Origin of the sequence: Rhodococcus sp. SJ-3, assembly GCF_051918125.1 — a bacterium.
Lineage (GTDB): Bacteria > Actinomycetota > Actinomycetes > Mycobacteriales > Mycobacteriaceae > Rhodococcus.
Map to the genome: position 1 here is coordinate 400,696 of NZ_CM123306.1, position 13,765 is coordinate 414,460.

A 13,765-nucleotide genomic window follows, 5' to 3' on the forward strand; every position below is an offset into this window, starting at 1 on the left:
TACCGTGGATCGCGCACCCGCGACCGGCCAGTCCTGCGCGAGCACACCCTACCTGGAGATCACCGCGGATCAAGATCGACACGACCAATGCCCAGAGCAGGCACGATGACGTCGAGGGCGAGCGGTTCCATCATCTCCCCGTGTCCTCCCGGCACGAATCGGGTACGAACACGTCCCGTGACGAACGGCACCCACAGGTCCGCGGCGTCCGCTTCGGTCGGGTGCTCCGCAACCGCACTGAAGAACTTCACGTCACCGGCGAACACTGCGGGTTCGTGACGGTTGATCAGATCCGGTGACGTCATCGCGGCAGCGAAGATCCGCTGCACTCTCTCGACATCGAGGTCGATCAGCTCCGCCGGGATCGCGCCCACAAGCGCTTCGGCCGCCGCGCGCGGAAGCTGCCCGTCGAGCGTCACAGGATCCACCTCCACGCCGAGCGTCCGTAGGTTCTCAGAGATCTCCGATTCGAAACGGTCGGTGTCGATCTGCGGGATGCTGTCGATCAGCGCGAGTTCGTCCACACTCAGACCGCGGGACTGGAGTTCGACTGCCACCGCATGCGCAAGCACACCGCCCAAAGACCAGCCGAGCAGACGGTACGGTCCGTGCGGCTCGGTGGAGACGATCTCGTCGGCGTACCTGCGGGCGAGATCGTCCAGTGACGCCCCGGCAAAATCGGGTTCGGTCAGCGCGGGGGTCTGAATCCCGTACACCGCGCCCCGTCCGTCCAGGCGTGCCGCGAGCGGTGCGTAGGACCAGGCGAGCCCGATCATAGGGTGCAAACAGAACACGGTCCCCGCAGCGTCACCCGCACGCAACGGCAAGATCACCGAGAGGGCAGCGTCCGGTCCCGTGGCCGCTTCGCCGTCGACACCGAGCCGAGCAGCGAGATCTTCCACCACGGGGGACTCGAGGAGCCAGGGGACACGCACGGCTACGCCGGACTCGTCCCGTAGCCGTGCTACCACCTGGGTCGCGATAAGGGAGTTCCCCCCGACGTCGAAGAAGTCGTCGTCCAGTCCGACCCGGTCGATCTCGAGAGCGTCCGCAAACACGCGTGCGACCAGCTCTTCACGATTCGTGCGCGGCGCGCGGTACGGCCGAACCGACGTAGCAGGTTCGGGCAGGGCCGCCCGATCGAGTTTGCCCACCGGAGTCAGTGGTACGCCCTCGAGGACGACAATCGCGTCCGGAATCATGTGCCGAGGCAGCGCGCGCGCAGCCGCACGGAGGAGTTCCTCCGTTTCGACAGCCCGTCCGGGCACCGAGGTCACGTAGGAGACGAGCCGCGCGGTGCCTGCCTCGGACGTCCGGGCGATCGTGACCGAGAAGTCCACCGCTTCGTCACGCCGAAGCACTGCATCGATCTCGTCGAGTTCGATTCGGAACCCACGGATCTTGACCTGAAAGTCCGATCGACCCACGTAGGCGAGGTCGCCGGAATCGGTCCAGCGGACCAGGTCGCCGGTCCGATAGAGCCGGGTCCCCGACCCGAACGGGTCGGCGACGAAACGGTCGGACGTGAGCGCCGCTCTTCCCAGGTACCCACGCGCCAGTTGTATCCCCGACACGTAGAGCTCGCCGGCAACTCCGACCGGGGCGGGTCTCAACCGGGCGTCGAGCACGACGGCACCGACGCCTCGGATCGGTCCGCCGATCGTCACATCGTCGCCGGGAGTCAACGGTGCACTGATGTTGGTCATGATCGTGGTTTCGGTGGGACCGTAACCGTTGTGGAATGCACGCCCGGACGCCCAGCGCGACACCAGTTCGGGCGCCACCATCTCCCCTCCTGCCACGAGGACACGCAGTTCGTCGAGTCCCTCAGGATCGAGCGAGGAGATCGCCGCCGGGGTGATGAACGCGTGTGTGACGCCTTCGGTGCGGATGAAGTCTGCGAGATCGCGACCGCCGTAGATGTTCGGCGGTGCAATCACGAGCGTCCCTCCTGAGGCGAAGGCCATCAACAGCTCCAGAACCGACGCGTCGAAGCTCGGTGATGCGAAATGCAGCGCCCTGGTGTCGACGCCCAGCGTGTACCGATCGCGTTGCTCGGCCGCGAAATTCGCCAGCCCGGAGTGGGTGACGACAACTCCCTTGGGCAGCCCGGTCGAGCCGGACGTGTAGATGATGTACGCGCTGTTGTCAGCGCGTACACGGCGTACGCGCTCGTCCGCCGTGATCGGACCACCCGGCCATGCGTCCATCCGAGCGATGGTCTCGTGCGCCATCAGGTCGATCCATTCGACGTCGTCCGGCAGTTCGACGAGATGCGGCGTCACGGTCAGACCCAGCACCGCCCCTGAGTCCGAAACCATGTGCGTAATTCGGTCAGCAGGGTAGTTCGGATCGATTGGAACGTACGCAGCACCGGTCTTCGCCACCGCCCACACCGCAGCGATCGACTCGATCGAACGCGTAAATCCAAGCGCCACAACATCTTCCGTTCCCATCCCGCGTCCGATCAGCAACCGAGCCAATCGAGAAGAGAACGCGTCGAGCTCCGCGTAGGTCCACTCGCGGCCGTCGTCGACCGCAGCGATGCCGTCGGGGTTGCCCTCGGCGGCGGCCGCAAGAAAGTCTCCGAGCGGAACCGGCGATTCAGCCGCACCGCCGTGCCTGTGAGTCAGACCTTCGAGCTCGGCAGCGTCGAAGTACGGCAGGGCATCGATGCGCGTCGCGGGATCGGCGATGATGCCGTCGAGGATTCGCAGGTACCTGGTGGCGAGCACCGTTACGGTGTCGGCGTCGAGAATGTCACTACGATACTTGAATCCGAGGGCAACCGTGTCTTCGGAAGTGACGGCGACGGTCAGCGGATAGTGCGTGGCGTCGCGAGTATTCACACCCGCAACGACCAGTCCGTCGATCGATCCCGCGTCTGCGATGCCGCTGCGATCCACCGGATACGACTCGTACACGAGCAGAGTGTCGAACAGCGCTCCCAGACCTGTCTGTTGCTGGATCTCGGCGAGGCCCACATGGTGGTGGTCGAGCAGCGACGCCTGATCGATCTGGATGCGCTGGAGTAGGTCCTCGATCGTGGCCGACTCGGACAGCCGTACGCGGACGGGCAACGTATTGATGAACAACCCGACCATCGATTCGACGCCCGGAAGGTCCGCGGGGCGACCCGACACCGTAGTGCCGAACAGGACATCCTCTCGCCCCGTCATGCGGCCGATGAGCGTCGCCCACGCTCCCTGCAACACAGTGTTGACGGTCACAGCGAGCCTCGCTGCGACGTCCGTCAGAGCATCGCTGCGTTCGCGACCGAGATCGACGTGGTGCTCGGCCGAGCTTGCACCGGTGACGTCGGCCTCGGTGCCTGCAAGCAGCGTCGGTTCGTCGACTCCTTCCAGCACTCGAACCCACGCGTCGACCGATTCTCGATGGTCACGACCACTCAGCCACTCGAGATAACCGCGGTAGGACGGCACCCGCCCCAGTACCGCAGCATCACCCGAGGTCGCGTAGAGCACAAGCAGGTCCTTCATCAACAACGGCATGGACCAGCCGTCGAGGAGAATGTGATGGCTCGTGACCGCGAGTGTCCACGAGTCGACTCCGGTCCGGACCATCGTGAAGCGGATCAGGGGCGGCGCCGACAGATCGAAGGCCGTGTCCTGGTCGGCACGCAGCATCGCATCGAGTTCGACGGCATCGGCTGCGCAGGTTCCCTGCCGGGTGAGGTCGAGCTCTCGCCACGGCAGTGCGACATCGTCGACAACGACCTGAACCGGTTCACCGGACTCGGCAGCGACGAAGGCGGTCCGCAAGTTGGGATGCCGGCCGAGGAGCGCAGTGGCAGCGACTCGAAGTCGCGCAGGGTCGACAAGTCCTGCGAGATGGATCAGCACCTGGGTGCTGTAGACATCGGACTGCCCTTCGGCGAGCTGCGCGTGGTAGAGCAGTCCGGATTGCAACGGTGCGAGCGGCCAGACGTCGGAAACGTTGGGGTACTCCGCTTCCCAGGCGGCGATGTCGCGTTGGGTGACGTCGACCAGAGGCAGATCGGTCGGCGTGCGACCGCCTGCGTCGGGGCGAGCCGCGTGGGTGGCGAGCGCTTCGAGTGCGCGCACCCACCATTGTCCGAGTTCCTCGACGTCGTCGCGGCCGAGCAGCCCGGAGGGAAAACCGAGGTTCGCGCCGAGCTCTCCGCCGATCACCACTGCGTTGATATCCACCGAGGTGAGCGCGGGGGCGTCACTGTCGTTGCTGCCGGACAGGTCGCCGAGGTCTCCGACGGGAAGCCAGCCCAGTTCCGCGGCCTGGTCCTGCGACACCTCACCGGCGTCGAGGCGTCCGAGGTAGTTGAAGCTGACCTGGGCGGACGGCAATTGCGCGAGTTGCCCACCCGTGTCGTTGTTGCAGTAGCGGAGCAATCCGTAACCGAGCCCCTTGTGGGGGACAGCACGCAATTGCTCCTTGACGAGTTTGAGCGCGGCGCCCGCAGCCGGACCACCGTCGACGGCGTCATCGAGATCGATACCGAGCAAGTCGAGTCGAACCGGGAACATGGCAGTGAACCAGCCGACGGTGCGTGAGAGGTCGGCCCCGAGGACCAGATCTTCCTCGCGACCGTGCCCTTCAAGTGCGATCAGCGCGGACAACTCGTCGGTGCCGCGGTCGCGACGCCAACCGGCCAGCGCCAACGCAAGCCCCGTGAGCAACACATCGTTGACGCTGCCGTGGTAGAGCTCGGGCAGCGTGGTGAGCAGCGTGTCGGTGACCTCGGCTGCGACTCTGACCTGAACTTTCTCGACGGCCGACGCGAGATCGACTGTGGGATCGAAGGCACGCGCACCCAGCAGCGGATCGGGTCCTGTCAGGATCGACGTCCACAGCGGCAATTCTGCTGCGTGATTGTCGGCGCTGCGAACGAGGGCATCGGCCCAGGTCCGGAACGACGTTCCGACCGATTGCAGCACCACAGGCTGTCCGTGATCGATCTGTGCCCACGCGGTCACGAAATCGGGTACCAGAATTCGCCACGACACGCCGTCGACCACGAGATGATGTCCGACAACGATCAGCCGTCCGTTGCGGCCTGCTCCGGGCGCAGGGTCGAGCCAGACGAACTGCAGGACGATGCCCTGCGACGGATCCAGTCGCCCCTCGGCAGTGTCGAGTTCCTCGGCCGCGATACTGCGCCACTGCGCGTCGTCCGCATCCGCGGACACCTCCACACGGGACACGAGAGAATCGACATCGACAGTTCCTGGCGCGGTTGTCGAGAGCACCCATTCGCGGGCATCGTTGCACCGCAACGATGCCCGCAGAATATCGTGCCGATCGACGACAGCGGCGATGGTCGCGACCACATCCCGTCGCGCGATGTTCTCGGGCAACTCGAGCGCGATTGTCTGGGTGTAACGGTCGAAGGAGCCGCCGCGCTCAACCATGTATCGCAAGATCGGAGTGAGCGGGATCTCGCCGACCCCTCCCCCGTCGAGTTCGGGTAGCGACGGCACCGCGTCGGTCCCGATCCGCGCCACCTCGGCAAGTCCGGCCACGGTGCGCTGCTCGAAGACCTCCCGGGGCGTGAACACGATACCGAGCGCCTTGGCGCGCGAGACCAACTGGATCGACACGATGCTGTCGCCTCCGAGCGCGAAGAACGAGTCGTCGACACCGACCTCGTCGATGCCGAGCACATCGGCGAAGACCTCCGCGATCGTCACCTCCGCCGGTGTCGAGGGCGCACGGAATTTCTTGTCGCCGACAAACACCGGCGCGGGGAGCGCTTTCTTGTCGAGTTTGCCGTTCGGGGTGAGTGGCAACGCATCGAGGATGACGATCGCGTCGGGCACCATATAGCCGGTCAGGAACTGCCCGACCTCCTCGAGCACTTCGACAGGAACAACCCCGGCGCCTGCGCGCGGGACGACGTATCCGACGAGTTTGTCGCCGGTGTGCGAGTCGGTCCGCACCACAGCGACCGCATGCGCAACACCGTCGACTGAGGTCAGGGCGGCCTCGATCTCCCCGAGTTCGACACGGAAACCGCGCAGCTGCACCTGCGAGTCACTGCGTCCGACGTATTCGAGTTGCCCGGAGGCCGACCAGCGCGCGATGTCGCCGGTTCGGTACATGCGGGTTCCCGACGAGCCGAACGGGTCGGCGACGAATCGTCCCGAGGTCAACGCACCGCGGCCGAGATACCCGCGAGTGAGCTGATCACCGCGAACGTACATTTCACCGGGGACCCCGACAGGCACCGGTTGCAGTCGCGGATCCAGGACGTACACGCCGAGTCCGGGGATTGCACGGCCCACGAGGCTCGCTGTGCTCTCACTGTCGGCCGACGACAGTTCGAGGCGGGAGACATGCACCGTGGTCTCGGTGATGCCATACATGTTCACAAGGCGCGGCGCATCGTCGGCATGCCTGCCGTACCAGTCGGTCAGGCGGCGGAGGTCGAGGGCCTCACCGCCGAAAACGACGTACCGCAGCGCGAGTCGGCCCGTGCCCTGGGCCTGCGCAACACGATCGGCCTCGGCAAGTTGATAGAACGCCGACGGTGTCTGGTTGAGGACCGTGACCTGCTCCCGCATGAGGAGGGAACGGAAGTCCTCCGGCGATCGGGACGTGAAGTGGTCGACCACGACGAGCCTGCCACCGTGGAGCAGCGGGCCCCACAATTCCCACACCGAGAAGTCGAAAGCATACGAGTGAAACAGGGTCCACACGTCGTCGCCGTCGAATTCGAAGGCTCCTCGGGTGTTCTCGAACAACTCGAGGACCGTCCGGTGCGGAACCTGCACCCCTTTGGGGCGCCCGGTGGATCCGGAAGTGTAGATGACGTAGGCGAGGTTGTCGCTGCGCAACGGTGCGGTGCGTTCCTCGTCGCTCACGGGTGCATCGCTGTGCGTCGACAGATCTGTCTCGTCGAGGTCGATTACGGGTATACCAGTGCTGGGCAGTTCGTCGTGGGCGCCCGAGACGAGTACGACGACCGGTGACGCATCGGCGAGCATGAACTCCAAGCGCTCGGCCGGATAGGTGAGGTCGATAGGCAGATATCCGCCGCCGGCCTGCTGCACCGCCAGCAGCGCGACCACGAGGTCGTCGGAGCGGGTCATCGCGACCGCGACCAGGGAGTCAGGTCCGACACCCTGATCGATCAGTACACGTGCGAGCCGGTTCACGCGGGCGGCAAGTTCGCGGTACGTCAGGTGGCGATCACCGAACGTCACGGCAATTGCGTCGGGAGTGAGCGTCGCCTGATCGACGAAGCGCTGTACGAGCGTGTGGTCACTTGCACGAGTACCGGGCTCGTTCCACGCGTCGAGCAGCATCGCGCGTTGTTCATCGGAGAGCAGCGGCACGTCGCCGATCACCACGTCGGGGTCGGCGGCGACAGCGCTGAGCATCCGGCCGAGTCGATCGCCGAATGTGCTCATCGTGCTCTCGTCGAACAGATCCGTGGCGTAGTTGAGCGCCACTGCCATTCCGCCTGGGTCCCCGTCCGGACCGAAGGATTCGACGACGGTGACCTGCAGGTCGAATTTGGCGTCGGTGATCGGGAAATCCACAGGATCGACGGCCAGCTCTGGAAGGTCGAAACGGGAATGCCCCAGATTCTGGAACGTCAGAGCGATCTGGAAGAGCGGATGCCGAGCCTGAGAACGTTCGGGATCGAGTGCCTCGACGAGGCGCTCGAACGGTAGGTCCGCATGCCCGAATGCGCCGAGGTCGGTTTCGCGGACGCGGGCGAGCAGATCGCCGAAGGTGTCGGATGGGTTCACCTCGGTGCGCAGCACCAGTGTGTTGACGAACATCCCGATCATGTCGTCGAGCAGCTGTTCACCGCGGCCCGCGATGGGCGAGCCGACGACGATGTCTCCCGTACCGGACAGCCGGGCCAGCAGCGCCGCCAGTGCACTGTGCACGACCATGAACAGCGTCGTTCCCCTTGTGCGGGCAAGTCGTTCGAGGGCTGTGTGGGTCGACGCGTCGATTTCGAATGCGGTGTTCGCTCCGCGGTACGACGTGACCGCGGGACGGGGTCGATCCGCGGGCAGGTCCAGCTGGTCGGGGATTCCCTTCAGCCTCTCCCGCCAGTAGGCGAGCTGCCGAGAGATCGGCGACTCAGGATCCGATTCGGATCCGAGGACGTCGCGCTGCCACAGCGTGTAGTCCGCGTACTGCACCGGCATCGGTGACCAGTCGGGCTCATGGCCGTCCACACGCGAGGTGTAGGCGAGCATGACGTCCCGGGCGAGCGGCCCCATCGAGAATCCGTCGCCGCTGATGTGGTGCAGTACCACGACGAGCACGTGCTCGTCGTGACCGAGACGCAGCAGACAGATGCGCAGCGGCACCTGCTCAGTGACATCGAAACCTTCTGTCACTGCCGCCTCGACGTGTCGCGACACATCCGCATGGTCGGCGTCGACCACCACGATGTCCGGCACGGCGGACACTGTGGGAAGGATCACCTGCTGTGCAATACCGTCCGATTCGGGGTAGACGGTCCGCAGCGACTCGTGTCGTCGGACGAGGTCTGCGACCGCGGCGCGCAGGGCGTCGACGTCGAGCGCTCCGCGCAGGCGGATCGCGAGTGGCAGGTTGTTCACGGACGAGTCGGGCTCGAACCGGTTCAGGAACCACATCCGCTGCTGCGCCAGCGACAAGGGGATCCGCTCCGGCCTGGTTTGCGCTGCCAAGGGTGCCACGCGCAAGTCGCCGGACATGGACTCTACATGTGCAGCAAGGGTTTCCACGACCGAATACTCGAACAATGCACGTACCGGAACACGAGTGCCCAGAGCAGTGCCGAGGCGCGACACGACCTGGGTCGCCACGAGCGAGTTACCTCCGAGGTCGAAGAAGTCGTCGTCGCGACCCACCCGATCGACGCCGAGGACATCGCCGAAGACACCGGCGACGATCTCCTCGACAGGGGTTTGTGCCGCGCGGAACCCCCGCGATTCGAAAGTAGGTGCGGGCAGCGCTTTCCGGTCAAGCTTGCCACTCGTGTTGAGAGGGAACGCATCGAGCACGACGGTGGCCGACGGCACCATGTACGACGGCAGGGTCTCCCGCACGGCGGCCAGGAGGGCCTGCCGATCGACGGACTCGCCGACCACGTAGGCGACGAGCTGGTCGCCGGTCGACGTGGACGTCACGAGTGCGACAGCTTGGGTGATTCCGGGGTGGGCGAGCAACGCGGTCTCGATCTCGCCGAGTTCGATCCGCTGTCCACGGAATTTGACCTGGAAGTCACTTCGACCCAAGTAGTCGAGCACGACGGTGTCGCTGCCGGTGCGGATCCATCGAACGAGGTCGCCCGTGCGGTACATCCGCTCACCTGCCTGCCCGAGCGGGTTTGCGACAAACCGGTCGGAGGTCAGGTCCGGTCGGCGGACGTATCCGCGCGCGAGCTGGACGCCCCCGAGGTAGAGCTCGCCCGGTGTACCGAGTCCCACCGGCTGCAGACGCGCGTCGAGGACGTACACCTGCACGTTCCATTCAGGTATTCCGATGGGAACGACCCCAGTCGCGTCGTCGGCCGGTCGGTACGTCGCCGAGACTGCAGCTTCGGTGGGACCGTACAGATTGTGCACAGCGGCACTCGTGCCGAGACGACGGAAGGCGGCGACAGTCTTCGGTGGGAGCGCCTCACCGATGACGAACACGTGGCGTAGATCGGCGCAGCTCCCGGCCGGAGCCTGCGCGGCGAACACGGTGAGCATCGATGGCACGAAATCCGTGAGGGTCACACGGTGGCGATCGATCATGTCGGCGACGTACGCCGGGTCGCGGTGCCCGTCGTGGTCGGCGACGATCAGGCGGGCACCGCTGCGCAGCGGCAGGAACCACCCCCACAGCGACACGTCGAAGGTGGTGGCGGTTTTCTGCAGGTACACATCGTCTGCACCGATGGCGTATTCATGGACCATCCAGGCGACCTGGTTGACGATCGCCTCGTGCGACACAGCGACGCCCTTGGGGCGTCCGGTCGAGCCGGATGTGAAGATCACGTACGCGGGGGTGCCCGGCCGAATCGGCCCTCCGAGTTCGCCATCCTGAACTGATTGCACTGCATACAAATCCAATTCGAGGGTGTCGACCTCGACGGTGTTCGCGTGCGGAGGCAGATCGGCAGCGTCGGCGCCAGTGGTGAGCACGCATACCGGCTGCGCCGTGTCGAGAATGTGCCCGATCCGCTCCGAGGGATGGTCCGGATCGAGTGGGACATACGCGCCCCCAGCGGTGATCACCGCGTAGATCGCCACCACGAGATCGACTGAACGACGGATACCGATCGCGACGAGCGCTTCCGGCCCTACGCCCGTGCCGATGAGATACCGTGCGAGCCGGTTGACCCGCGCGTCGAACTGCGCGTAGGTCAGCATCTCGTCGCTGAAGACGACAGCGGGGGCATCCGGGGTGCGGCGGACCTGGGCGCGGTATTCCGAGAGGAGCGTTCCGCTGTCCACGGCGCGCTCGGTGGCGTTGACAGTGTGGACGAGTGCTCGGCGGGTGGCGGGTGCGAGCAGGTCGACATCACCGACGACGGTGTCGAGATCGGACACCAGTGCCTCGAGCGTCGCGACCAGCCCGTCCGCAAAGCCTCGCACCGTGTTCTCATCGAAGAGGTCGGTGGCATATGTGAACTGCGCGGACATTCCGCACGGTTTACCGGCGTCGAGTCGGGGAGTGACGGTCAGCTGGAGATCGAACTTGGCAACGGCACCCCCGAGGTCGACGGTCTCGATGTCGAGCTCCGGCAACGACAAATCCGGCCGGTCCATGTTCTGAAAGAACAGCGCCACCTGAAACAACGGATGGTGCCCGGTCGAGCGCACAGGGTCGAGGACCTCGACCAGCCGCTCGAAAGGCAACTCGGCGTGCGCGAACGCGTCGATATCACCGGTGCGTACTCGATCGAGCAGTTTGGCGAACGTATCGCCCGGTGCGACAGCAGTGCGCAGCACGAGAGTGTTCACGAACATGCCGATGAGGTCGTCGAGGGCTTGTTCACCTCGACCGGCTACAGGGGTTCCGATCGCGATGTCCGTGGTCGACGACAACCGCGCGAGCAGCGCTGCGAACGCAGCATGCACGACCATGAAGGGTGAGCACCCCGTTGCCTGCCCGATTTCCGCGACCGCCGCGTGCAGGGAGGTGTCGAGTTCGAACACCACGGAGCCACCGTGCCCGGAGGGCTCGCCCGGACGCGGCCGGTCGGTCGGCAGGTCGAGGCGGTCGGGCAGTTCATCGAGGGCTCTCGTCCAGAATTCGATCTCCCGTGCTGCGACCGAGTCGCGGTCCGACTCGTGGCCGAGGACCGCTCGCTGCCACAGCGTGTAATCGGCGTACTGCACCTCGAGTGGTGACCATCCGGGGGCCTGCCCCGCAGCGCGAGCGAAGTATGCGGCGGCGAGGTCGCGTACGAACGGACCGGTAGAAGCGCCATCGGCCGCGATGTGATGCACGACGAGCACCAGGACATGTTCGTCGTCGGTCACCTGCAGCAGTTCCACGCGAAGCGGTACTTCTCGGGCGACGTCGAACCCGGTGGTGACAGCGCGGACGACACGATCGGGTACCGCGGCAGAATCCACGAACTCGGCCTCGACGGCAGGCGCGACCCGAGCTGCATCGAGAATCAACTGACAACCCACACCGTCGCGATCCGGGTAGACGGTGCGCAGTGATTCGTGTCGTTCGATCACGTCGTGGACGGCCGCGCGAAGCGCCGAGATGTCGAGTCTGCCCCTCAGTCGCAGGGCCACGGGGATGTTGTCGGCGGCCGAGGCCGTATCGAAGCGGTTGAGGAACCAGATCCGCTGTTGCGCGGGCGACAGCGGGATCGGATCGGGTCGCAGCCCGGCCACAAGGGGTGTCCTTGCGGTATCACCGGTAAGCGCGTCGATCGACGCGGCAAGTTCCGCCACGGTCGAGCCCTCGAAGACCAGACGAGCGGGCACGCGCGTGTCGAGACGCTCACCGAGCCGAGCGGCGACCCTGGTCGCGACGAGGGAGTTTCCTCCGAGATCGAAGAAATCGTCGTCCAGACCCACCCGCTCGACACCGAGCACATCTGCGAACACCGCAGCGACCGCAACTGCCGTTGCCGACTGCGGCGCCCGGAACTCGGTGACCACCGGCCCAGGATCGGGCAGTGCGTCGCGGTCGAGCTTCCCAGTGGGTGACAGCGGAATGGCCTCTAGCTCGACAATAACGGACGGAACCATATGCGAGGGAAGATGTTCGGATACCTCGCGGGAGATTGCGCGAACATCGAGGCGCGTTCCCGCGGCGCCATGTACATACGACACCAGCTGTGTCTCACCAGCCGCAGTCGAATGCCCCACCGTCACCGCAAAATCCACCCCTGCACACGACGACAACGCCGCATCGATCTCACCCAACTCGATACGGAAACCACGCACCTTAACCTGAAAATCGTTGCGCCCCACATACACGATCCCCGACCGCTCATCCCGTGGACCCCGCACCACATCCCCGGTCCGATACATCCGAGCACCGCCCGGGGCCGCCACGAACCGCGACGCCGTCAAACCCGCACGACCGTGATACCCACGCGCCACACCCGGACCCGACAGATACAACTCACCCGCCACACCCACCGGAACCGGATGCAACCGCGAATCCAACACGTGACCGACCGACTTCCGAATCGGCGCACCGATCGTCACCTGCTCACCAGGCATAAGCGGATCCGACATCGTGATCACGATCGTCGTCTCGGTGGGACCGTACACATTGAAGAACCGGCGACCCGGCGCCCACCGCGCTACCAGTTCCGGCGGACACGCTTCCCCACCGACGGCCACACACTCGAGTACGCCCAATCCCTGTGGATCCACCGACGCCAATGCAGCCGGCGTCACGAAGGCATGGGTAACTCCATGACGCACAATAAGATCTGCAAATTCCACCCCGCCGTACACCGAGGTCGGCGCCACCACCATCGTCGACGATGCACCCACCGCAAGCAGCAGTTCCATCATCGATGCATCGAAACTCGGCGACGCGAAATGCAACGTCCGGGATTCCGGGCCCAATCCGTACCGTTCCACCTGCTCAGCACAGAAATTCGCCAAACCCGAATGTGACACCACCACACCTTTGGGCTTCCCCGTCGACCCGGACGTATAGATCACATACGCCGTATTCTCGAGTCGCAATGCCCGGACACGCTCGTCGAACGACACAGGCTCGGCAGGAAGGCCCGACAGTTCCGCCACCGTGGCAGGATCGTCGAGCGCAATCCAATGCGCCGTCATCGGCAAGGTCGGTGCTGTGTCGGAGAGGGTCAGTCCGAGGACCGCGCCGGAATCCACAGTCATGTGCTCGACCCGGTCGGCAGGGTAGTTGGGGTCGACGGGCACAAAAGCGGCACCGGTTTTGGCGACGGCCCAGGTCGCGACGACCGACTCGAGCGAACGAACGAACGCGAGCGCGACCACGTCCTCCGGTCCGACGCCCTGCCCGATCAGCAGCCGGGCGAGCCTCGAGGACGCCTCGTCGATCTCCGCGTAGGTCAGCGAGCGATCCTCGTGTACGAGCGCGGTGGCCGACGGATCGCGTTCCACCGCAGCGGCGAGCAGCTGCGGGAGCAGGAGCGCGCGAGGTTCGCGACGCCGCGTCGGGCGCTGACGGGTGCGGACGCGTCCGGAAGCCGACGGGCGCTCGCCACGGGGATCATCGAGATTCATCCGTGTATTGTCCCCTTGCTCCGTCCCGTGCTCACGCCAGGCGTCACTCACCACTGTTTTCCTCG

At 65.5% G+C, this 13,765-nt stretch carries 1 protein-coding gene; it reads right to left on the reverse strand.

Annotation, left to right across the window (positions count from 1 at the left end; genetic code table 11):
• Positions 1-59: 59 nt before the first annotated feature.
• Positions 60-13,700, reverse strand: coding sequence for an amino acid adenylation domain-containing protein (locus tag ACTDXD_RS01980; protein WP_440125536.1), 13,641 nt, complete (start codon positions 13,698-13,700; stop codon positions 60-62).
• Between the last annotated feature and the right edge of the window lie 65 nt (positions 13,701-13,765).